Origin of the sequence: Sphingopyxis sp. MC1, assembly GCF_000371385.1 — a bacterium.
In the GTDB taxonomy this organism is placed as follows: Bacteria; Pseudomonadota; Alphaproteobacteria; order Sphingomonadales; family Sphingomonadaceae; genus Sphingopyxis; species Sphingopyxis terrae.
This window is the reverse complement of record NZ_AOUN01000014.1, coordinates 46,626-68,853: the sequence shown is the minus strand read 5'-3', so window position 1 is coordinate 68,853 and position 22,228 is coordinate 46,626. Positions and strand designations below refer to the sequence as shown.

At 67.2% G+C, this 22,228-nt stretch carries 23 protein-coding genes; 7 read left to right on the top strand and 16 right to left on the bottom strand.

Annotation, left to right across the window (positions count from 1 at the left end; translation table 11 throughout):
- Positions 1-11: 11 nt before the first annotated feature.
- The 11 genes from xrtA to EBMC1_RS14145 all read right to left on the bottom strand — a co-directional run bounded on the left by xrtA (position 12) and on the right by EBMC1_RS14145 (position 13,852).
- Positions 12-1,523 carry an exosortase A gene (gene xrtA, locus EBMC1_RS14195; RefSeq protein WP_003049069.1) on the bottom strand — a complete coding sequence of 504 codons (1,512 nt, stop codon included), beginning with the start codon at positions 1,521-1,523 and terminating at the stop codon, positions 12-14.
- Positions 1,520-2,725 carry a TIGR03087 family PEP-CTERM/XrtA system glycosyltransferase gene (locus EBMC1_RS14190; RefSeq protein ID WP_003049066.1) on the bottom strand — a complete coding sequence of 402 codons (1,206 nt, stop codon included), beginning with the start codon at positions 2,723-2,725 and terminating at the stop codon, positions 1,520-1,522. The genes xrtA and EBMC1_RS14190 overlap by 4 nt, the downstream gene beginning before the upstream one ends.
- An 8-nt stretch (positions 2,726-2,733) precedes the next feature.
- The gene (locus EBMC1_RS14185) at positions 2,734-3,780 is read right to left on the bottom strand and encodes a FemAB family XrtA/PEP-CTERM system-associated protein (protein ID WP_040590452.1); all 1,047 of its coding nucleotides are present in this window, start codon (positions 3,778-3,780) and stop codon (positions 2,734-2,736) included.
- 17 nt (positions 3,781-3,797) lie between these two features.
- Positions 3,798-4,658, bottom strand: coding sequence for an XrtA system polysaccharide deacetylase (locus EBMC1_RS14180; protein WP_003049061.1), 861 nt, complete (start codon positions 4,656-4,658; stop codon positions 3,798-3,800).
- 45 nt (positions 4,659-4,703) lie between these two features.
- Positions 4,704-5,861: an XrtA/PEP-CTERM system-associated ATPase gene (locus EBMC1_RS14175; RefSeq protein ID WP_003049058.1), complete on the bottom strand. Its 1,158-nt coding sequence runs from the start codon at positions 5,859-5,861 to the stop codon at positions 4,704-4,706.
- Positions 5,862-5,884: 23 nt separating this feature from the next.
- A complete protein-coding gene (locus EBMC1_RS14170) occupies positions 5,885-7,621 on the bottom strand; it encodes a hypothetical protein (protein ID WP_003049055.1) in 1,737 nt (578 codons plus the stop codon).
- Entirely contained in the window at positions 7,618-8,652 is a 1,035-nt protein-coding gene (locus tag EBMC1_RS14165) for an AAA family ATPase (protein WP_003049052.1), read from the bottom strand. Before EBMC1_RS14165 ends, EBMC1_RS14170 begins: the two co-directional genes overlap by 4 nt.
- A 14-nt stretch (positions 8,653-8,666) precedes the next feature.
- Positions 8,667-10,202, bottom strand: a complete 1,536-nt coding sequence (locus tag EBMC1_RS14160; protein WP_003049050.1) for an XrtA system polysaccharide chain length determinant — start codon at positions 10,200-10,202, stop codon at positions 8,667-8,669.
- A gap of 53 nt (positions 10,203-10,255) precedes the next feature.
- Positions 10,256-10,912 carry an XrtA/PEP-CTERM system exopolysaccharide export protein gene (locus EBMC1_RS14155; RefSeq protein ID WP_003049047.1) on the bottom strand — a complete coding sequence of 219 codons (657 nt, stop codon included), beginning with the start codon at positions 10,910-10,912 and terminating at the stop codon, positions 10,256-10,258.
- 184 nt (positions 10,913-11,096) lie between these two features.
- Entirely contained in the window at positions 11,097-12,326 is a 1,230-nt protein-coding gene (locus EBMC1_RS14150) for a pyridoxal-dependent decarboxylase, exosortase A system-associated (protein ID WP_003049043.1), read from the bottom strand.
- Positions 12,323-13,852 (bottom strand): acyl-CoA ligase (AMP-forming), exosortase A system-associated, encoded by a 1,530-nt coding sequence (locus EBMC1_RS14145; protein ID WP_003049039.1) that lies wholly within the window; start codon positions 13,850-13,852, stop codon positions 12,323-12,325. The genes EBMC1_RS14150 and EBMC1_RS14145 overlap by 4 nt, the downstream gene beginning before the upstream one ends.
- A gap of 35 nt (positions 13,853-13,887) precedes the next feature.
- Here EBMC1_RS14145 and EBMC1_RS14140 point away from each other — a divergent pair, with 35 nt between their 5' ends.
- The 4 genes from EBMC1_RS14140 to EBMC1_RS14125 are packed head-to-tail and all read left to right on the top strand — an operon-like array spanning position 13,888 to position 16,621.
- Positions 13,888-14,889 (top strand): GNAT family N-acetyltransferase, encoded by a 1,002-nt coding sequence (locus EBMC1_RS14140; protein WP_003049036.1) that lies wholly within the window; start codon positions 13,888-13,890, stop codon positions 14,887-14,889.
- A complete protein-coding gene (locus EBMC1_RS14135; RefSeq protein ID WP_003049034.1) occupies positions 14,886-15,152 on the top strand; it encodes an acyl carrier protein in 267 nt (88 codons plus the stop codon). Before EBMC1_RS14140 ends, EBMC1_RS14135 begins: the two co-directional genes overlap by 4 nt.
- 18 nt (positions 15,153-15,170) lie before the next feature.
- Entirely contained in the window at positions 15,171-15,845 is a 675-nt protein-coding gene (locus EBMC1_RS14130) for a hypothetical protein (protein WP_003049031.1), read from the top strand.
- Positions 15,830-16,621, top strand: a complete 792-nt coding sequence (locus EBMC1_RS14125; protein ID WP_003049028.1) for a hydrolase 1, exosortase A system-associated — start codon at positions 15,830-15,832, stop codon at positions 16,619-16,621. Before EBMC1_RS14130 ends, EBMC1_RS14125 begins: the two co-directional genes overlap by 16 nt.
- Positions 16,622-16,857: 236 nt before the next feature.
- On the opposite strand, the gene EBMC1_RS14120 is transcribed toward EBMC1_RS14125, so the two are convergent.
- The 4 genes from EBMC1_RS14120 to EBMC1_RS14105 are packed head-to-tail and all read right to left on the bottom strand — an operon-like array spanning position 16,858 to position 18,838.
- A complete protein-coding gene (locus tag EBMC1_RS14120) occupies positions 16,858-17,742 on the bottom strand; it encodes a pirin family protein (RefSeq protein WP_003049026.1) in 885 nt (294 codons plus the stop codon).
- Positions 17,742-18,113 (bottom strand): cupin domain-containing protein, encoded by a 372-nt coding sequence (locus EBMC1_RS14115; protein WP_003049025.1) that lies wholly within the window; start codon positions 18,111-18,113, stop codon positions 17,742-17,744. The genes EBMC1_RS14120 and EBMC1_RS14115 overlap by 1 nt, the downstream gene beginning before the upstream one ends.
- Positions 18,110-18,556: an ankyrin repeat domain-containing protein gene (locus EBMC1_RS18950; RefSeq protein WP_081611210.1), complete on the bottom strand. Its 447-nt coding sequence runs from the start codon at positions 18,554-18,556 to the stop codon at positions 18,110-18,112. Before EBMC1_RS18950 ends, EBMC1_RS14115 begins: the two co-directional genes overlap by 4 nt.
- Before the next feature lie 3 nt (positions 18,557-18,559).
- Positions 18,560-18,838 carry a BolA family protein gene (locus EBMC1_RS14105; protein ID WP_156001315.1) on the bottom strand — a complete coding sequence of 93 codons (279 nt, stop codon included), beginning with the start codon at positions 18,836-18,838 and terminating at the stop codon, positions 18,560-18,562.
- Positions 18,839-18,866: 28 nt separating this feature from the next.
- Here EBMC1_RS14105 and EBMC1_RS14100 point away from each other — a divergent pair, with 28 nt between their 5' ends.
- The 3 genes from EBMC1_RS14100 to cobS all read left to right on the top strand — a co-directional run bounded on the left by EBMC1_RS14100 (position 18,867) and on the right by cobS (position 20,996).
- Entirely contained in the window at positions 18,867-19,457 is a 591-nt protein-coding gene (locus tag EBMC1_RS14100) for a DnaJ domain-containing protein (protein ID WP_003049017.1), read from the top strand.
- An 11-nt stretch (positions 19,458-19,468) separates the two neighbouring features.
- The gene (locus EBMC1_RS14095) at positions 19,469-19,906 is read left to right on the top strand and encodes a nuclear transport factor 2 family protein (RefSeq protein ID WP_003049016.1); all 438 of its coding nucleotides are present in this window, start codon (positions 19,469-19,471) and stop codon (positions 19,904-19,906) included.
- 100 nt (positions 19,907-20,006) lie between these two features.
- The gene (cobS, locus tag EBMC1_RS14090; RefSeq protein WP_003049013.1) at positions 20,007-20,996 is read left to right on the top strand and encodes a cobaltochelatase subunit CobS; all 990 of its coding nucleotides are present in this window, start codon (positions 20,007-20,009) and stop codon (positions 20,994-20,996) included.
- Positions 20,997-21,030: 34 nt separating this feature from the next.
- On the opposite strand, the gene EBMC1_RS14085 is transcribed toward cobS, so the two are convergent.
- Positions 21,031-22,107 carry a DUF5694 domain-containing protein gene (locus EBMC1_RS14085; RefSeq protein ID WP_003049009.1) on the bottom strand — a complete coding sequence of 359 codons (1,077 nt, stop codon included), beginning with the start codon at positions 22,105-22,107 and terminating at the stop codon, positions 21,031-21,033.
- Positions 22,108-22,228: the final 121 nt, after the last annotated feature.

Below are 22,228 nucleotides of genomic sequence, written 5' to 3'. Positions count from 1 at the left end.
AGGAAGCAGCCCTAGCGCAGTTTCAGCGCGCGGTCAGCCATCGCCTGCGCTCCGCCCGACGCGGAAAGGAAATCGGCGATCGCATCGCGGCCGCCCGCGCGCTCCTCCGCCGTCAGAATCAGCGCCAGCGCGCGCGGATCCCCGCCGAGCAGCCGCGCCTTGAGTTCGGCCAATTTCGCGGCGCGCGCGCTGCCCGTCGCGCGGCCGTCGACGACATACCAGGTCGCCGCGTCGCGCAGCACCGGGCCAGGATGAAGCAGCCGCTCGGTCTTGCCGCCATCGACAGCGGGCAGCGCCGCGCTCCACGCCCATTTGCTGTCGGGGTCGATCGCGCCCTGCCCGAAGCCGACGACCTCGCGGCCTTCGGCCTGTCGTTCATAGCCCCCGATCGCGACTGTCACGTGGCGTCCCGCGGCATCGACGAAATGCCGGACCAACCGGCGGTCGGCACCGTCGAAGCGCGGATGCCACGCGGCGCCCTCGCTCGCTGCGTCGTGCCAGCCCGGCGGCGGCGGCGCCGCCATCGTCGCGGGCAGCGGCGCGGCGCGGCCCCCAATCAGCGCGGCCCACCCCGAAAAGGCGAGCGGCAGCGCGAAGGCGACCGCCAATACCGCAGGCGCCCGACCGGCAAATCGCAGCGGCGCATCCAGCCCAGTGATGTCGACCGCCACATCGTTCGCCGGCCGGTCGAACCATCGCTTTGCGACCAGCATCACGATCAGGATCACGATCCCAAAGAATATCCAGCCGTAGAAGACATGATCGATGCCCCCCGCGGCCTCGATCCCCCAGATTTCGGCGGCGACCATCGTGCCATAGGCGCGCAGCGCATTGGCGGCGACGGTCGTCGCGAGCGCCGCGGCGACGAAGACGATCCGCCGCGTCCAGCTTTTGAAACAGAGGTTCGCGGCGAACACCGAATAGGCGAGCATCGCGATCAGGAAATTGACCCCCGAACAAGCCTCCGCCACCTCGAAGAAGCCGGCGCGCGTGGTGATGAACACGCCCTCGATCGCCGCGTCGAGCCCCGAGAGATGAAGCAGGACGACGCTGATCCGCGCCGTCAGCGTCTGGAGCAGCGGCACCAATTCCTCGCCGAAAGGAACGAGCAGCAGCGCATAGCCAAGCGGGAAGAGAAGCGCGCGCACGAGGTTTTCGCCGAGCGCAGCACCGACCGCGCCCTGCAACATCAGGACAAGCCCCAACTGCCTGAACAGGCCGACGCCCGCCGCTTCGCCCACCAACCAGACGAAGCCGCCGCCCGCCAGCCATACGGCGCCGGGCCACCACCAGACCGGCGCCAGCGTGCGAAGCTGCGGCCAGCGCTGCTGCACCAGCCAGCCGATCATCGGCACCATCAACAGGCAATGGGTGAATGTCGAGCTGTGCCACCAGATGCCTGCCATGTCGGCGGCATCGCGCGCGAACAGCAGCAGGATCGCCGCCGCGAGCGCGCCGAGCGCAGCCAGATGCCGCTGCCACGGCGACCAGCCGTGCAGCGCCGCGATCGGCCGGGCGGTCATTCGGGAAGCCCCAGCAAGTCGCCGAGTGGTTCCAGCCGCGCGTCCCACCCATAGCGCGCGATCATTCGGTCACGCGCGCTCGCACCCATCTGCGCGGCCCGTCCCGGATCGGCGAACAGGCGCGCGATTGCGTCCGCCATGGCCGCGGCCCCATCGGCGACGAGCAGATGGTCGCCGTCGACCGCGTCGATCCCGGTCGCGGCGGCGGCGCTCGCGACGACCGGCCGCGCCATCGCCATCGCCTCGAGCAGCTTGTTCTGCACCCCGCGCGCGAGCAGCAGCGGCGCCACGACGACATCGGCGGCAGCGAGCCACGGGCGCACGTCGGGGACTTCGCCGGTGACGGTGACGCCGGGCAGCCGGGCGAGCAGCCGCACCTCTTCGGTCGGCGCGCGGCCGACGATCGCAAAGCGTGCGCGCGGTTCGCGCTGGCGCAGCAGCGGCAGCACCGCCGCCGCAAACCAGCTCACCGCGTCAATATTGGGGCGATAGTCCATCTGTCCGGTGAACACCGCCAGCGGTCCATCGCCTTCATCCACCGCCGCGAAATCCTGCGCCGGGTCGAAACGGTCGGTGTCGATGCCATTTTCGACCGCGACGGCGATGTCGCCGCCAAGGCCGCTGCACGTCCGGAACAGCGCCGCCTCCGCCTCGCTGACGAACAAGCTGGTATCGACCGAACGTGCGACTTTCGCTTCATAGGCGCCGAGCTTTGCCGCTTCGCGCCGGTGAACCCAGTTCATGGGCTGGCGCCTGTCCTGTTCGGCATAGGTCGCAAATTTGGCCGAATCGACGTCGACGAAATCCATGATGACCGGTCCGTCGAAACGCGCCGGAAGAAATTGCGCCATCTGGCCCGAGAAGGCGACGATATGGGTAATGCGCCCGGTCGCCAGCAAGGCATCGACGTAGGAGGCGACCACACCGCTGCGGAACAGCCGGTTCGACACCGGCTCGCCGCGCAGCACCGCCTGCGCGAGCGCGATGGGCCGCGCAGCGCGGCGCGCGTCGATGCACAGGCTTTTACAAAGCGGCGCCATTTTCTTCCGCGCCGTCTCCGCCTCGCCCGCATTGTCGGCGAGCGCGGCGACATGGACGGGGGCCAGCTTGCGCAGCGCCTCGAACATGTGCCAGCTTCTTATCCGGTCGCCGCGGTCGGGCGGCCAGGGCGCGCGGTGGACCAGGAACAGGATTTCGGCCATCGCGCGGGTCAACCCAATCCGCGCGCGATCATCGGCCCAATGCGGTTGGCCGCCCACAGCGGTAGCTTCTTCCACAGATCGACCTGCAACCGGTATTTGGCGCTGTTCGGGTTGGTGTCGCGCGGCGCCTCGCCCGGCGCGAGCCAGCGCGCATAAGTCAGTGGGCGGGGTTCGAAACCCCAATTCTTCTTATAGGCGAAGGGACCGGTGCCAAGCTTCGAACGGCCGAAATCGAAACGGGTGCAGCCGCGCGCGCGGGCATGCCCCATCAGCGCGAAATACATCAGCTCGTTGGCGCGCAGCCCGCGCGCTTCCGCCGTCCCGCCGCCCCAATAGGGCATCACCGTGCCGCGCCAATAGAGGCTGAGCACGCTCGCCACCGGCCGGCCGTCGGCGCGCACGGTCAATATGTCGGCATCCTCGCCAAAGGCGTCGAGCACCGCATCGAACAGCGCCTTCGGAAAGACCGGCGTGCCGAGGTTGCGAACGCTCGTCGCGTAGATGCGGTAATGGTCGCGCCGCTCGGCGGCATCGCGCCCCGTCGTCACCGACAGATCGCCCGCCAGCGCCTTGCGCACCTCGGCGCGCTGCTTGCGCGGGACGGCGAGCAATTCGGCTTCGTCATCGGCGGCGAGGTCGCGCGTGAAGCCGGCGTAGACATCGCCTTCGCAGCGCCAGCCCTCACCTGCGGGCAGCGGGCCGCCGCGCAGTTCGACCGACGGAACGCCGAGCGCGCGAGCCAGGTCGGCGGCGCCCTTGGCCAGTGTGGCGGCAACCGCTGCATCGTCCGCCAGCAGTCCGCCATCGACGGCAAAGCCGCTGCCGACCAGCGCCTGTCCGAACAGCGGCGAGCGGACGTGGTGCAACGGGACGAGGCCGGTCAGCGCGCCGCGCGCATCGCGCGCCGTGACGAGATGGCAGCGGTGACCCGTCGCCTTGGTGATCGCTTCGCACCAGGCGCGCGTATGAAAGGGCGTCGCATCGGGGTGCGCGGCGACATAGGCGTCCCACGCCGCTGCGTCCGCAAGCGGCGCACCGGCAAAGGCGTCGCTCATCGTTTTGACCGGCGCGTTCACGCCGCGGCGCGCCACGGCCGGGCGCGCTCCTGCTGCGCCGCAAGCAACGCATCGGCGCGCGTCCATTCGAAATCGTCGAGCAGCTTCTTCAGCTTACCCGCCATCGCGGAGAGGCCAGTATAATGCCGGACCTTCGACCGTAGCGGCGCATCGGCGACGCGCGGCTGACCGGGATCGATCTCCCACGGGTGGAAATAGAGGATCGCCGGATGACCCTCGGCGTTCATCCGCTCGATCGCCCAGCGCGTGAACCGATAAGGAAGCAAACGCATGAAGCCGCCCCCGCCGGCAGCAAGCGTGCGGCCCGCGACGCGCGCAGTCGTCACCGGCCATTCGATCAATGCGCTGTCGGGAAGCGGTTGCCACGCATGGCGCGGGCTTTGTGCCCAACCATAATGATCATGCACCACCGGCGCGACGCTGCTCGAATAGGCATAGCCTTGTTCGGCAAGGACGGCATGCGCCCAGGGCGTGCGCATATCGACCGAAAAGCTGGGTGCGCGGTAGCCGCGCACGGGCTGTCCGCCCAGATTTTCCAAGATGGCGCGCGTCTTTTCAAGGTCGGCGGCAAATTCGCCGGCCGTCATCTGGAACACGCGCTTGTGGTCATAACCATGGCTCGCCAGCTCGTGCCCGGCATCGACGATCCGCCGGATCAGCGCGGGATAGCGTTCGGCGACCCAGCCGAGCGTGAAGAAAGTGCCCCGAACCCCGGCTTCGGCGAACAGGTGCAGAACCGCGTCGCAATTCGCCTCGACCCGGCATTCGAGCGCCGGCCAGTCGGCGCGATCGATCGTGCGCTCAAAGGCGCCGACCTGGAACCAGTCCTCGACATCGACCGACAGGCCGTTCTGCATCGTCCATCACCTCTGCCGGTCGCATAGCCGAAATCGGCGCTGCCGTCAGGCCGCCCAAACCTGCGATTTTGCGGGGTTGGGGGCATTATCCGGATCGCGCTCGACCCATTCGATCAGCAGATCGAGAACCCGGCGCAACGCTTCGTCCTGTTCGGCAATGCGTGTCTCGAGCGCCGAAATCTGCGCGCGCAGCGCATCGAACTGCGCCGTATCCTGCGGAGCCGCGACTACCGGCGTAGCGGCGTCCGTCGCCGGCGCCGCGAAGGGCGCGCGCTCTGCGCTTGCCACCGGCCATTCGTGCGGTGGGGCGGCGTGCGGCGCGCTCGCCGATGCAGCATGCGCCACCACTTCCTCGACGGGCAACGGCGCGAGGCTCGCCTCGTCGATGCCGCGGTCCGATTCGATCTCGGCAATCACGTTGCGAACATGCTGCGCGTTGATGCGGTTGAGCTCCTCGACCGCGCCGAACAGCAGCAGGCGGCTGACGAGGACGTTGAGCTTGCGCGGCACGCCTTCGCTATAATCATACATCAGCTCGAAACTGTCGGGGCTGAAGCTCGGGTTGCCCGTCCAGCCCACCTTGCCCAGGCGGTGGAGGATATAGGGTTCGACCTCTTCGGGTTCCATCGGATCGAGATGGTGCGTCGCGATCACGCGCTGGCGCAATTGTTCGAGCGTTGGCGAATGGAACAGCGTCTGGCGGAATTCGGGCTGGCCGAGCAGGAAAATCTGCAGCAGCGAATGGCCGCCAAGCTGGAAGTTCGACAGCATCCGCAGCTCTTCGAGTGCCGAGATCGCAAGATTCTGCCCCTCGTCAACGATCAACAGCGTGCGCCGCCCGGCGCGTGCCTGTTCGCGCAGATATTGCTCCATCGCGCGCAGCAGTTCGGCCTTGCTCTGCCCTTCCCATTCGATGCCGAATTGTTCGGCAACAAGGCGCAGCAGATCGTCGCCCTCGACCTGTGTCGACACCAGCTTGACGGCGGTCAGCCGGTTCGGATCGATCGTGTTCATCAGATGGCCGACCAGCGTCGTCTTGCCCGCGCCGACATCGCCGGTGATGACGATGAAACCTTCACCCTGCGCCAGCCCATAGCCAAGGTAGGACATCGCCTTGCGGTGCGTTCCGCTCTCGAAATAGAAAGCGGGATCGGGCGTCAGCTGGAACGGGCGTCCGGTGAAGCCGTAGAATTGATCGTACATCGCAGTAATCCCGTTGTGCTGGATCAGAAGTTGTAACGCAGACCGACGAGCGCCGATCCGATAAGCTGGCTGTTGAAGCCATCCTGGTCGAAGGCATTGAGCCCTGCCGCCGCCGTTCCGGTCAGGCCGCGCCAAAAGCGCCGCGAATAGGCCGCCGAGATCCCGGCCGACTGGACATCGGACGCACCCGGCGAACCATTGTCGAAATAGTTGAGATAGCCCGAAATGCTGAGGTCCGACGAGGAATCGAGCTGGCGCCCGGCGGAGACGAAGAGATAATAGGCCTCATCCACCGTGCCGTTGATCGCGCCGAGTACCGATCCGGTCGGCACCAGCAGCTTGCGGCGGTCGTACCCGGCGCCGACGCCATAGCTCCAGCGGCCATAGCGCGACGACAGGATCGCCTGCACGCCGCTGCTGCGGAACTGCGCGGTCGTCGTATTGGCAAGCTGCGGGGCAAGGCATCCACCGCTCTGCTGCCCGAAGACGCAGGCGTTCACATCGCCGCTGATCGGATTGCGCGTCGGATCGAACTGCGTCGGCAGCGCCGACAGCCCGGTGGTCAGCCCGCGCCCGAAGCTCGAAAGCCCGTCATAAACGCCAAGCTGGAACAGCGTCCTGTCGTCGGGACGATAGGCGAAGCTGCCCGTATAGACCGTGTCGCCATAGCGGCGACCGACGCGCGCGGTCAGCGAGGTGCGCGGGCTCGGGCGCCACATCACGCCGGCATCCCAGATCAGTCCGTCGGTGTCGAAAGAGAGCTGTCGCGGCTGCGACGTGTCGGTGACAAAGCGGCCGTTCGAATCGCGCACCGGCACCCCATTGGTGTCGAGCAGCGGATCGCGCTGGCTTATCTGGACCTTTTCGTAGCCCACGCCGCCCAGCAAGGCGACGCTGGGGCTGATCGGCACCGTAACGTCGGCGCGGGCATATTTGCCCTCGAACCGCTGGTCGAGCTGATTGCTGTCCTCGCGCTCATAGCCGCCCGAAACCTGCCAGCCGAAGGGCAGATCGCCCGGACGCTGGCCGAGGCTGGCCCAGGCGACATGGTTGGTCGAGCTGTCATAGGCATCGCCGACCGGAACGCCCGGTGCGAGCACCGCGGGCGTATCGATGTCGACCTTCGTATAACCGAAACGATAGCCGGCTCCGAAGTCGAGGTTGCCGATGCGCTTGGTCAGCGTCGGCCCGGCATAGATGGAATAGAGATTGGCGACATTGTTCGCGCCGCCGATGAACAGGCCGCTGTCGGCGCCCCGACCGTCGGCGCGCGCACGGGTCGCAAGCGCGCCGCCTTCGATATTGAAGCCCTGCATCAGTTCGAGGCGCGCCCGCGCGAGACCGCTGAGCAAGTCGGCATCGCCAAGACCGCCCGATTCGCCGAAGCGATGTTCGTAGCGAATCGTGGCTGCCGCCTCGGCGCGGCGCGTCGCGATCACCGCATCGACGCCGGCCGCTACGGTCGTGTAGGTGAGCACGTCGCTGCCATTCTTGAGCTCGGCAGTGAGTACCTGCCCGATCTCGAGATAGGGGCTGACGTCGACCTGGCGGCGCTTCTTCTGCTTCTCGGCGCGCTTGCCGCCCTTGCGGTCGCTTTCGCCGGACGCCGCACCCGAAGCCGGGGCAGCATCGCTTGCGCCCGAGCCCGAGCCGGAACCGCTGTCCTGCGACCATTGGGCCTGCGCGCCCGTCGCCGTGCCGGCGAGCAACAACGCCGCGATCGCGGCCACGCCGCGCAAATAAGTCCGGTCGCGCATCATGACGCGCCTCCCTGTCCGTAATAGGTGCCGAAGCGGCGGCCGCCCGGCGAGAATTTCACCCCGTTGAGGAGCAGCTGGATATGCGGGCAACCGCCCATCAGCCCGACCGCATCGCGCAGCGAGGATTCGAGCGTCTGATCGGCGCGCACCACGATGATGAGCTGGCCAACATGCCCCGCGAGCACCGCGGCCGGCGAGGCGGCGAGAACCGGCGGTGAATCGAGGATGATGATCCGCCCCGGCGCACCCTGTTCGAGCTGCGCGAGCAGCGTCTCGGTTCGGGCCGATGCGAGCAGTTCGGTGTCGTGCATATGCTGCGTACCGGCAGGCATGACCTTCAGCCCCGGAATATCGGTCTGGATCAGGCAGTCGCCGAGCGGCAAATGCGGATCGGCGAGCGCGTCCATTAGGCCCGGCCCATCGGGCAGCCCCAGCGTTTCGAGGACGCTGGGCTTGGCGATGTCGGCATCGATCAGCAACACGTCGTGATCGGCCTCGACCGCAAGGCTGAGCGCCAGATTGACCGCGGTAAAGGTCTTGCCCTCGCCCGGATTGGCCGATGCGATCAGCACGCGGTGACCGCGCGGCACGACGGGACGGTTGGCGGTGCCCGCGAAGTTGCGAATGATCTCGCGCTTCACGATACGATATTCTTCGGCGATGCCGGTAACCGGGGCGCCAGGTACCACCATCCCGCGCGCGGCGAGCCGCTCGCGATCGATCTTGCCCTGCCGGTTCGCGACGATCGCCGGGGCGGCGCGCGCTACTTCCTTGCGCGGCGATGCCTTTGCCGCGGGCGTGGAGGTGGATGGGGGCGTCGCCTCGACCGCCGGTGCCGGCGCTTCGGGCGGCAGGATTTCGGGCTGCGGCGCTTCGGCAGCGGGCTTTGCCTTCTTCGCCTTGCGCTCGGGTTCGGGCGGAAGCTGCGACACGTCGATCGTCGGTGCATGCTTCGCCGGATCAAGGCCGAACATGTCGGCAGCGCGTTCGAGCAGCGAGGGCTGGCGCTTGACGGGGCGTTGGTCGTTCATGTCCTTTTCCTCGCTCACGCGACCATGCCACGCTGGACGAACTCGGCGACGAGCAGCAGCGCATAGAGGCCGACGAGCGCCGCGCCCCCGCCGGCAAGCCAGACAAGCCGCTTGCGCCGCTCGACGTGCCGGTCGGGCGTCACGACCTCGGTGATCGATCCGATGACGGGAAGTCCGCTCGCACGCTCGAGCTTCGCGGCGGTGGCATAGCTTGTCCGCACCTGCGCCAGGCCAAAGGCCGCGCCGATGCCGCCGCCAACGCCGGCGAGCAGGACGAGCGTCAGGAACAGCGGGCGATTGGGCGCCGCAGGGCTGGTCGGCTTCGACGGCGGATCGAGCAATTCGATCCGGATCGCGTCGGTTTCGGTCTGCACATCGCCGCGCAACCGCACCTGTTCGCGCTGCGCGAGCAGTTTGTCATACTGCGCCTTTTGCGCCGTATATTCGCCGTTGATCCGGTCATATTCCGCGGCAATGCCCGGGTTCTGGATCTGCTGCGAGGTGATGCGCGCGATGTCGCCAGTGAGCTGCGCCTTGCGCGCCGACAGCGCGCTGACGGTCGCCTGCCGCTCGGCGCGCATCGCGGCCAGCGACGAATAGGCGGGGTTCTGCATCCCGCCGCCACCGCCATTGCCTTCGCGGTCGGCCTGCGCCTTCAGCGAGGCGATCTGACTCTTGAGCGCGATGACATCGGGGTGCGCGTCGGTCAGCCCGCGTGCGCGCATCGATGCAAGCTCGTTCTGCGCGCCCGCAAGCTGCTGCCGCGCGACGCCGCCGCCAACACCGCCTGCGCCCGGCACCGTCGCGGGGGTCGAGGCGAGCTGGCCGTTGGCGGCCGCCAGCGCCGCCTGCGCCGCAACCAGTTGTGTTTCGATCTGGCTGAGTTCGGCGCGCGCCGCATCGACACGCTGGGCCGGCGAGCCGGCGCCGCCCGGGATCAGACCGATATTCTGCGCCTCGAACGCGGCGCGCCGCGCCTCGATCTCGCGCAGCGATTTTTCGCGGTCAGCGATCTGCGAATCGAGGAATTTCAGCCCCTCGCGCGCATCCACGCGGCCACCGCGCAGCTGATCGTCGCGAAAGACGGTGATCAGGCTGTCAAGCACACCGCTCGCCAGCTTGGCATTGTCGGCGTCCGACAGGCTGCCGATGCCGACGCTCGACGTGATTTCGAAGATATTATCCTGCTGCGGCACGATCTTGATATTCTTTTGCAGCATCGCGACCGCACCGGCTTTCTCGCGCTCGCCCGCACCCGCCGGGATCAGGCCGGTGGTCGTCGCGACTTTCTCCAGATTGCGCGCGCTGGTCAGCGTTTCGCGAATCTGGTCGATCTGCTGGCGCCCGCCAAAGGATCCGCCCTGCGCATCGTCGGGCAGGATCTGGTTCACATCGACAAGCAGGCGCGCGCGGCTGTCATAGCGGTTCGGGATCGACGCGATCGCCAGCCAGCCGAGGATGCAAATGCCCCAGGCGACCGCGAGCACGAGCCAGCGCCGCGTCCAGACGCTGTGCACCGCAACCCGGAATTCGTCGTAAAGGCCGTTCATCGCTTGTCGTCAGTCCTTGCTGGGCAGTGGCGGTCGGGGGCGCGCAAACGCCGTCAGAACATGCTTTCGGGGATGATGATGACGTCGCCCGGCTGAAGCTTGACGTTCGCCTTGATGTCGCCGCGCTTGATCAGGTCGTTGAGGCGAAGCGCATATTCATGCTGCTTGCCGCTGCCCTTGTCGAAGCGGACGAGCCGCGCCTTGTTGCCGGCCGCATAATCGCCGAGTCCGCCGACCGCGATCATCGCGTCGAGGACGGTCATATTCGCGCGATAGGGGATCGACGCCGGCTTTTCGGTCGCGCCCACGACACGCACCTGCTGCGAGAAGGTGCTGTTGAAGCTGGTGACGATCACGCTGACGATGGGATCGGTGATATATTGGCTGAGCGCGAGCTTGATGTCCTGCTGAAGCATCGTCGGCGTCTTGCCGACCGCGGGCATATCGGTGATCAGCGGCGTGGTGATCCGGCCGTCGGGGCGCACCTGCACCTTGCCGCCGAGTTCGGGGTTGCGCCACACGAAGATCTGCAACTCGTCGAGCGGCCCGATGATATATTCCTCGCCCGGTCCTTCCTGGTTCGCGACGAAATTGGCGCTGGGAAGCTGCGGCGCGGTGGTGCCGGCCCCCATGCACCCGGTCAGCGCGGTCGCGGCGATGCCGGAAATCAGCGCGGCGCGGGCGGCGCGAAGCGAGGGGAAGGACGTCATGTTCAATTCACCTTTCGAGCGGACGGGTGCCGCCGCGGCGCCAATCCCCGCAGCAACAGCCAATGCGTCAGGGTCAGCCATGCTGGAAAAGGGTGAACATACCGTTAGTATTGGAATAAGTTGTGTCCGCGCTTGTCGCACATTGTGCCGCTTCGGCACAGAATTTAACCCCGTTCGGTAAGGTTCAGACGAGCATCTCGCGCGCTGGCCCCTGTCCGAGGAATGCAGCGGGGCTCGCCGAGGCGCCATAGGCGCCCGCCTGGAACAGCGCGATCAGGTCGCCGACATCGGCGCGCGGCAAGCCAACCTGATCGCCCAGCCGGTCGAGCGGGGTGCACAGACAGCCAACGACCGACACGGTTTCGACGGCCTCGCGGCCGAACCGGCCGGCAACCGCGATCGGATAGTTGCGCCGGATCACCGTCCCGAAATTGCCGCTCGCGGCGAGTTGGTGATGCAGTCCTCCGTCGGTGACGAGGAAGGTTTCCCCGTGGCTGACTTTCCGGTCGACGACGCGCGTGAGATAGACCCCGGCCTCGGCGACGAGCCAGCGGCCGAGTTCCATCGCAAAACCGCTCTCCGCCAGCGCGGCGCCCCGCGTGCCAAGCGTTTCGGCGAGCCGCGCGCCGACCGCCGCAGCGTCCACCGCGCGGTCGCCGGGGAAATAGGGAACCCCCATGCCGCCGCCCAGATTGACGAGCGGCGGGGCGGCGCCGACCGCCTCCGCAAGCCGCGCCGCGAGCGCGACCGTCTGCGCCTGCGTATCAGCGATCGCATCGGCATCAAGCGCCTGCGATCCTGCGAAAATATGAAAGCCGCGCCAATCGGCACCGACATCGATCAGCGTTCGGACCAGCGCCGGAACCGCGTCGGCATCGACCCCGAACGGCTTGGCGCCGCCGCCCATTTTCATGCCCGATCCCTTGAGGTCGAAGTCGGGATTGACGCGCACTGCGAGCCGGGGCCGCGTCCCGATACGGTCGGCAATGGCAAGCGCCCGTGCCGCCTCCCCCGCCGATTCGAGATTGAGCGTCGCGCCCGCCGCAATCGCCGCTTCCAGTTCGCGGTCGCGTTTGCCGGGGCCGGCGAAGCTGATGTGTTCGGCCGCCATGCCGCTCGCCAGCGCCAACGCCAATTCCCCGCCGGACGCCACGTCGAGCCCGTCGACGATGGTCGCCATATGCGCGAGCAGCGGCGCGAAGGGATTGGCCTTCATCGCATAATGGAGCTGCACCTCACCGGGCATTGCGGTGCGCCATTCGGCGGCGCGCGCGGTCAGCATCGCGCGGTCATAGACAAAGAGCGGCGTGTCGCCCGCCGCCTCGGCGAGGGCATCGGCGCGCCGGCCCCCGATGCGCAGCATGCCGTCGGCGTCAGCAGCAAAGCCGGGCGGGATCGGGCCGTGCGGCTTCATGCCGCCACTCCTGCACCCCATTCGGCCGCGATCGCGACGCGGTCGAGCTTGCCATTGGGATTGCGCGGCAGCGCCTCGCGCCACTCGACGGCCTTGGGCTGCATGAAGTTGGGGAGCGTCCGGCGCAGTTCGGCGGCGAACGCCTCGCGATCCGCATCGGCCTTGCCGCGCACGATCAACTGGATCGCAGCGCCCAGCCGCGCGTCGGGCACGCCGAAGGCGACGGCTTCATAGACCATGCCGGTGGCGACGGCGGCATCCTCGACCTCGGTCGGGCTGACCCGGTTGCCCGCGGTCTTGATCATCGCATCGTCGCGGCCGACGAAATAGAGCAGGCCGTCACCATCGCGCCGCACCGTGTCGCCCGACCACACGGCGATGCCGCCCGACGCCGACGCGGCAGGTGCCGCGCGGAAACGCTCGGCGGTGCGTTCGGCGTCGCGCCAATAGCCCTGCGCGACGAGCGGCCCGCAATGGACGAGCTCGCCCGCTTCGCCATCGGCGGTGATGCTGCCGTCGGGGCGGCAGACGAGAATTTCGGCGTGGGGAATCGCACGGCCCATCGAGGTCGGATGCGCCGCGACCAACTCCGGGTCGAGCCAGGTAGACCGGAACGCTTCGGTCAGGCCGTACATCGGATAAATGTCGGCCTCGACAAAAGTCGCGCGCATCGCGTCGATCAGCGACGGCGTCAGCGCGCCGCCGCTGTTGGTAAGGCGGCGCAGCGATGCGGCGACATCGGCGGGCCAATCGACCTCGACAAGTTGCACCCACAAGGGCGGCACCCCGGCAAGCGTCGTGGCGCCGTGGCGCGCGACCGCCTTCACCACATCGCGCGGCGCCAGATAGTCGAGCGGCGCCACCGCCCCGCCCGCATACCAGGCCGAAAGGAGCTGGTTCTGGCCATAATCGAAGCTGAAAGGCAGCACCGCCAGCACGCGATCATCGGCGCCGAGCGCCAGATAGGTCGCGACACTCTCCGCACCGAGCCACAGATTGGCGTGACTGAGCATCACGCCCTTGGGCCGTCCGGTCGATCCGCTGGTATAGAGTATGGCAGCCAGATCGTCCGGATTGCCGGCGGAAGGCGGCAGCCTGTCCGGATGGCCGTCGATCGCCGCCTCTACCACGGTCAGATCGTGCAGCGCACAGTCGCCCGGAAGCCCGTCGCCCAGCATGTCGGCCCGCGCGCGATTGGTGAGCAGCAGCGCGGCGCCGCTGTCGGCCAGGATATGCGCGACCTGCGGTGCCTTCAGCAGCGGATTGACCGGCACATGGATCAGGCCGGCGCGCGCCGCGGCGAGCGGCATCAGGCAGGCGGCGCGCGTCTTCGCGCTCCAGCTCGCCACCCGGTCGCCGGGCCGGGCGCCCGCGGCGTGCAGCCATGCCGCCAGCCGGCCGACACCCGCATCGAGATCGGCAAACGACATCGGCGCGTCGCCGATGAGCAGCGCAGGCGCATCGGCCGCGCCGCGCAGCGCGAGATGGTCGAGGGGGTATGAGGGCGGGTTTTCGGCTTTGGTCATCGGCTGTTAGGACAGTGGTGATAGAGCGCCGCACCATGGATGGGAACGGTGAACATCACGCTAATGATGCCAAGCTGCCCGCCGCAGCGCGCGGCATGGGCCATGCTTCGCCGTTCGACCGTCCCCAATGGTTCGACCTGCTCGCCGCGCACGGATTCGCCGGAGAAGGCCGAATCGATGCGGTGGGCTCCGAAGGCCAAACCACGGCGTGGCTGCCGCTTCGGCGTGAAAAATCGGGCGCGGTTTCCGGGCTTGCCAACTGGTACAGCTTTGCAATCCGCCCGCTTTATACCGGCCAGGGCGACCATATGGCGGCGCTGCGCGATCTGTTCGCACGCGCCCGCGCCGAGGCCGCACGCCTGACGCTCTATCCCGTGCCCGATGCCGAAAAGGACAGCATCGCAACCGCGATGCGCGCCGCCGGCTGGTGGGTGCGCGCGGTGCCGGCGGGCGATCGCCACTGGCTCGACCTGACGGGGCTCGATCATGACGGCTGGTGGGCCACCCGCCCCGGCGCGCTGCGCAGCACGGTCCAGCGCAAGGCGAAAAAGAATATTGTCGCGATCGAGATTCTGACCGCATTCGACGCCGATGCCTGGGCGGCCTATGAGCATATCTACGCCGCGAGCTGGAAGCCCGAAGAAGGTGACCCCGCGCTGCTCCGCGCCTTTGCCGAGAGCGAAAGCGCGCGCGGCACCTTTCGCATGGGGCTGGCGCGGATCGACGGCGCAGCGGTGGCGGCGCAATATTGGACGGTCGAGGACGGCACCGCCTTCATCCACAAGCTCGCGCATGTCGAGGACAGTCTGAAGGCATCGCCCGGCACCCTGCTTTCGGCGGCTCTGTTCCGCCATGTCATCACGGTCGATGGCGTGCGCCGCATCGATTTCGGCACCGGCAACGACGCTTACAAGCGCGACTGGATGAACCGGCACGAGCCCTTGTGGCGATTGGAGGGTTTCAATCGCGGGCGCATCGCGGCATGGGGTCCGGCATTGAAGGCCTTTGCCCGTTCGCTGCTCAGGAAAGACACATGACCGAAGCCCATAAAGTCGATGCCACCCTTCGCGCCCTGCTCGCCGACGTCCTCGGCCTCGGCGACGAACGCGCAGCGGCGCTGACCGAAGACAGCGGCCTGTTCGGCGAACTGCCCGAATTCGATTCGATGGCGGTCGCAACCGTGCTGACCGAGATGGAGGACCGTCTCGGCATCCTGATCGACGATGACGATGTCGACGGCGAAATCTTCGAAACCTATGGCAATCTGCTGCGCTTCGCCGAACGCAAGGTTCAGGGCTGACCGGCATGCGAGGGGCGAATGGACGAGCATAGGCTTCGCATCGCACCCGTCGGCACGCCCCGCGCGACGATCCTGTTCGCGGCCCCCTTGTTCGAGGAAGCGAACCGCACCCGCCGCACTATCGTGCGCGCGATGCGCGCGCTGGCGGCGCAGGGTTTCGCCGCCGTGCTCCCCGACCTGCCGGGCCAGAATGAAAGCCCCGTCGCGCTCACCGATGTCGATTTGAACCGGTGGCAGAGCGCCTTTGCCGAGACGGCCGGTGAAATAGAGGGGCCGATCATTATCGCCGCGCTGCGCGGCGGCGCGCTGATCGACCATCATGCCGCGGCCGCAGCATGGTGGCGGCTGGCGCCCGTCGGCGGCGGCTCGCTGCTCCGCACCCTGCTGCGCGCGCGCGTCAGTGCCGATCGCGAGGCGGGCGTGACATCTTCCCTCGACAGCCTTCAGGACCAGGCGAAAAGCGAGCCCTTGTTGCTCGCCGGAAATTGTCTGTCACCGGCGATGATCGCGTCCCTCGCGACAAGCGAGCCGCAGGCGGTGACGCCGCTGCGCACTGTGGCGCTGGGCAGCGGCGACGAAGCGATTGGCGGTACGCCGCTGTGGCTGCGCGCCGAACCGGGCGAAGACGCCGCCATGGCTGAGGCGATGGCCGCCGACATCGCCGCATGGAGCCGGACATGCGGCATCAGCTAAGCTTCCCCTGCGAAGGCGCGGCGCTCGCCGCGAGCCTCGACGACGCGCCGGGAACGACCGGGCTGCTGATCGTGTCGGGCGGCAACGAGATCCGCAGCGGCGCGCATCGCGGCATGGCAATGCTGGCACAGCGGATCGCGGCGGCGGGCCATCCGGTCTTTCGCTTCGACCGCCGCGGGATCGGCGACAGCGAGGGCGAGAATGGCGGCTATACGCACAGCGGCGCCGACATCGCCGCCGCGATCGCCGCGTTCCGCACGGCGGCGCCGCACGTCACCCGCATCGTCGCCTTCGGCAATTGTGATGCGGCGAGCGCGCTGCTGCTGCACCAGCCGCTCACGCTCGACGGTCTGATCCTCGCCAATCCATGGACTTATGACGACGCGGAACCGGATGCGGGCGAGCAGCCGGCACTGCCCCCGGCCTCGGCGATCCGCGCACGCTATCTGGCGCGGCTCAAGGATCCCAAAAGCCTGCTGCGCCTGCTGAAGGGCGAGATCGATATCGGCAAACTGGTCCGCGGCCTGTCGGCGATGAAACGGACGCCGCAAGCCGCCGCACCCGACAGCCTCGCCGCGCGGCTCGACGCGGCGATGACCGCGCTGGCTTGCCCCGCGACGATCCTGCTCGCGACCGGCGACCGCACCGCGCAGGCATTCATCGCGCATTGCCGGCCCGCAAACATCCCGGTCGAACATCTCGACAGCGCATCGCACAGCTTCGCTGGCGGCGACGCGGATTGGCTTTTTGCAAGAATATTGGAACGGCTGCGCTGACGGCGGCTTTGGACCGAATGCGGACATTGCCACTTCCCCACTTGCTCACCCTGAGCTTGTAGAAGGGTGAACGGAGTGGGGTAGGCGAGCCTATTCGCCTTTCGTCATCCCGGACTTGATCCGGGATCCATTCACGCGGCGTCGGAACAATGGATTCCGGATCAAGTCCGGGATGACGGTGAAAAAAGTCGTTCGGCGCTACTCGCGAAAGATAGGCCCTGCAAGCTCGCAATCGATCACGGATAGCCCGGCGTCTTGGGCGCTTCGGGCAGGGGGATGAATTCTTCGCTGTCGCCCGCGACCAGCGGGAAATTGCCATCCTTCCAGTCGTGCTTCGCCTGATTGATCCGGTCGCGCGACGAGCTGACGAAATTCCACCACAGGTGCCGCGGGGTGCGGAAGGCTTCGCCGCCGAGCAGCATCACGCGTGCGTCGGTGTCAGCGCGCAGCGTCATCGCCTGCCCCGGCTTCAATATATAGAGGCTGTAACGGTCGAGCGCTTCGCCATCGAGGGTCGCATCGCCCATCGCGACCAGCACCGCGCGCTCGTCGGCCTCCGCTTCGATCGGCACGCTTGCCCCCGCCGCCATCAATATGTCGGCATAGATGGTCGCGGCGTGCTGGGTGATCGGCGATGTCGCGCCCCACAGCGTCCCCATGATCACGCGTGCCGACACCTTGCCGTCCTCGATCAGCGGCAGATCCTCCTTGGCGACATGCTCGAACGCCGGGTCGATCTCCTCCTTGCCGTCGGGCAGCGCAAGCCACGTTTGCATGCCCGAGATCGGCGACCCGGTCGCGCGCTCGGCCGCGGGCGTGCGCTCCGAATGGACGATGCCGCGCCCGGCGGTCATCAGATTGCACGCGCCGGGCCGGATCGTCGCCCAGGTGCCAAGGCTGTCGCGATGGTCGATCGCGCCTTCGAACAAATAGGTGACGGTGGCGAGGTTGATGTGCGGATGCGGGCGCACGTCCATCCCCTGCCCGATGTCGAAATGCGCCGGTCCGAACTGATCGACGAAGATGAAGGGGCCGACCATCGTCCGCTCCTTGTTCGGCAGCGTACGCCGCACATCGAAGGCCCCGATATCGTGGGTCGAGGGGGTAATGACCGTGAACATCAGCCAATCCTTTCCAGCCTGTGGCGCGTTTTGTCGGTTTCGACCGTGCCGGTGTTGCGCGTCGATCCCGGTTCGAGCAGCAGCACATGGCACTCGCCGTCCAGCGCCTCGGGACAATATTCGGTTCCGTGCGGCACGATGATGAATTCGCCCGGACCGACGATCACATCGCCGCTGCGCAGGCCCATCTTCATCCGGCCCTGCACCACCAGGAACAATTCATCTTCCGTTTCATGGTGATGCCAGTCGAACTTGCCTTCGAATTTCGCCAGCTTGACCTGAAAATCATTGATGTCGCCCGCGATCCGCGGGTTCCAGTGATCGTGGAAGCTCGCAAAGGCGGCGGCAAGGTTGACCTTGTCGATCGTCATGGTTCGAAGTCTCCAGTATAGCCTGCCCTGCGAAAGATCGCCTGCAAATCCTCTTTCATTGCCCAGCCCGGCGGCGCCTTGTCGACGTGGTTCCGGTGATTCATGTCGGCGCCAGCCTCGATCAACGCCGCCACGATGCCCAAATCATAGCCCGGGGCGTTGGCGCACCGGCTAGCCACCCAGAGTGGGCCATTGCCCTGTCGATCGATGCGGTTCACATCGGCGCCCGCCGCGATGAGCATCTTTATCGCCGCGCCATGCCCATATTCGGCCGCGACATGAAGCGCAGAAAATCCGTCCTTGTCTGCAGCGGTCGCATCCGCCCCCGCTTTCAAGCTCTTTTGTATCGCCGCAACGTCCCCTTCAGCGGCTTGATACCATAGGGGGCTGCGCCCATAATTATCGACGCCCGGACGCGGTTTTCTCCAGGGCCAAGTCGGCACGGCCTATTCGCCCGGCGCGAGCGCGCGGATCGCCAGCGCGTGAACGCGATTGCCCGGCAGGTCGCCGAGCGCCTTGTTCACTGCCCGCTGGCGCGCGACGCGGGTCTGGCCCGCGAAGCCCGCCCATCGGATCGTCAGGCTGAAATGCGATTCGCCGCTGCCGTCATCGCCGGCGTGGCCGTGATGCTGGGCGCTGTCGTTATTCAGGGTGAAATCGGCGTCGGGGAAAGCCGCGGCGAGCAGCGTTTCCATTTCGCGTTGGGCTGGACCTTTTTGCGTCATGCCCCCATGTTGGGAGCAGATACCCAGCATGACAAGCCCCCGCTCCCCCCGATTCCACGGCCGCGTTCCGCGTGAGGCCCCTTGCGCCGTTCCCGGCTGCCAAGAGCCCGGCGAATTTCGCGCCCCCGCGTCGCCGCATCGCTCGCCCGACGGACCGCCGCCCTATCGCTGGCTGTGCCTCGACCATGTTCGCGAATTCAACGCGGGCTATAATTATTTCGAGGGCATGAACGCCGACCAGATCATGGCCGCGCAGTCGCCGACCGCGGGTTGGGAGACCGAAAGCCGCACCTTTCGCGCTGCCGGCAGCGCCGACCTGCCGCCGCGCTGGGCCGATTTCAAGGATCCGATGGATGCGCTCGGCGCGCGCTTTCGCCAGCGCATGGACGAGGCGCGGCGCGAAGCCGCCGACCCGCGTTTCACCCGCGAGGAGCATCGCGCGCTGCAGCTGATGGGGCTCGCCACCGATGCCGACCGCGCCGCGCTGCGCCGCCGCTACAGCGAGCTGGTGCGCAAATATCACCCCGACCGCAACGGCGGCGACCGCAGCCATGAGGTGCGGCTGGGCGAAGTCGTCGCGGCCTATCAATTGCTGCGCAAGGCCAGGCCATTTGCATAGGAGAGGAACGGATGAGCGAACTCGACGCGGCGCGGATCGAAACGGTGAAACGCCATATGGCGCTGGAGATCACGCACGACTGGGACGGGGTGATCGCGACATTCGATCATCCACGTTACGAACTGCTCGGCCCCGGCACCGTCTTTGACGGCGAGGCCGCGGTGCGATCCTATTTCGCCGCGTCGCGCGAACCCTTCCCCGATCAGGCGAACGAGATCATCGCGATCGCCGCCGACGCGGCGACCGACACCGTGCTCGTCGAATTCTGGCTGACGGGCACGCACCTCGGCCCGCTGAAGCTGGGGCTGCGTACCGTCGAGCCGACGGGCAAGGCCTTTCGTATCCGTATGGCAGCGAGTTTCGAATTCGCACCAGGCAGCGACCGGATCGTCTGCGAGCGCCCCTATTACGACCAGTCGGCGGTGATGAAGGCGCTTGATCTGTTCTGAATAAGGCGTTGCAAGGGGCAACCCATCGCGATACCGCGCTAGCCGAAGCGTCGGCCCGTCCGGCGACTCTCTCCCGATGCGTTTTGCTGGACCTTGCGACATGACCGATATTCCGAACAGCCTTCCCGACCATCATGGTTCGACGCTGCTGGCAGCGCCCGATACCGAGGTCGATGCGCGCGAGCTGTTCGGGGTCGACATCGACATGAAGGTGCCGGCGTTCAGCGAATCCGACGAGCGGGTTCCCGACCTCGACCCCTCCTATGTCTTCGACGGCGACACCACGCTCGCGATCCTCGCGGGCTTCAAATATAACCGCCGCGTCATGGTGCAGGGCTATCACGGCACCGGCAAATCGACGCATATCGAACAGGTGGCGGCGCGGCTGAAATGGCCGTGCATCCGTATCAACCTCGACGCGCATATCAGCCGCCTCGACCTTGTCGGGCGCGATGCGATCGTGCTGCGCGACGGCAAGCAGGTGACCGAATTCCGCGAAGGCCTGCTTCCCTGGGCGCTGCAGACGCCGACCGCGCTCGTCTTCGACGAATATGACGCGGGGCGGCCCGACGTGATGTTCGTGATCCAGCGCGTGCTGGAGGCCGAAGGCAAGCTGACGCTGCTCGATCAGAACCGCGTCATCCGCCCGAACCCGCACTTCCGCCTGTTCGCCACCGCGAACACCGTCGGGCTGGGCGACACGAGCGGGCTCTATCACGGCACGCAGCAGATCAACCAGGGCCAGATGGACCGCTGGAACATCGTCGTGACGCTGAACTATCTGCCCGCGGCGACCGAGAGCGAGATCATCCTGAAGAAGGTGCCGGGCACCGACGATGCCACCGTCGCCAACATGGTGAAGGTTGCGGATCTGACGCGTCAGGGCTTCGTCAACGGCGATATCTCGACTGTCATGTCGCCGCGTACCGTCATCAGCTGGGCGCAGAATGCGGCGATCTTCCACAGCCTGGGCTTCGCCTTCCGCCTGTCGTTCCTCAACAAGTGCGACGAGGCCGAGCGGATGATCGTCGCCGAATATTATCAGCGCGTGTTCGGCGAAGACCTGCCCGAAGGCGTCGTCGGCAAATAAGGCGGGAGCGCGCGCCGCGCCCTTCCCTTCGCATTCAGCGCAGCACCGCCTCGGCATCGACGAGCCGGATGTCGTGCATCATGTTCAGATAGGCTTCGAAATAGCCCTTGTGCGACGCGCCGACGATGACGAGCGCTCGCGCACCGGGCTGCGCCGCCATCGCCGCGCGGATATTGGCGACCATGCGCAGGTTCCGCGTTTCCCACCAGCCGGTGTAGTAGCGGCCGTAATGCTGCGGCGAGGGTTCGGCGAGCGCGGCGCCGAAATCGCTGTCGAACGCCATCCGCATCGCCTCCGGGCTGTTGTAGGCGCGATAGAGGGCGAGCACGCCGTCACCGTCGAGCCGCTTTCTGAGGTCGGCATCGATAGCGCTGCGCTTCGCGGTCACCGGATTGTCCCAAGCGCGCTGGATCTCTTCGCCATAACCCGCTTCGCCCGCAACGCGGTTGGTCGCCGCATCGGCGCTGTGATCGTCGACCGAATAGACACGCTCAAGCCCCAGCCGCGCGGCCAGCGCCGCGCCGATCAGGAAATTTTCGTTGCGGCGTGTCGTCAGCATCGTCAGCCGCTCGACCAGCACCGCATCGAGCCCATCGCCCGCGCGCCGTTCGGTCGCGGGCAAGCGCAGCCATTGGACCAGCGCCGATGCCTGCTCGCCGCCCGCCAGGAAAACCGCGGCGAGATGCCGGCGCTGCGCCGCGGTGGGCTCGGCGGGCCAGTCGGCGAGGAGCCGCTCCGCCTCGACCGTCGCCGCCGGAACGTCGAGCCCCGTCGCCGCGCGCGCGGGTTCGGGGTTCCAGCAATAATCGTCATACACGCCGGGATAGATCGGTTTGTAGCGCAGCAGCATCTCGCAATCGGGACCCGAGAGCCCTTCGATGGTGACGATCTGCGGTCGCCACGCGGCGAGCCTAGTCAGCAGCGGGTCGAGGGCTTTGGCATCGAAATCCTTGGGAAAGCCCGACAGGTGCGGCGATCCGAGCACGAGTGCCTGCCCGGCCTCGCCCGCGACAGTCTGCTTGAGCCGGCTGGGGTCGAAGCTCGGCTCATAGGCGGGAGCCGCGGGCGCGGCGGTTGCAGCGAGCATCAGCGCGGCAAGTGCGAACATCATTTTCCTTCCCTGTCGCTGCACGGCCGACCGCGCGCAGTGGAGCCACTATACCAACGTGTATTAATTCATCAATACAGCCTGAAGCCGCACTTCGCGCTTCCAAAGCCCGCTGCGCTCTGCC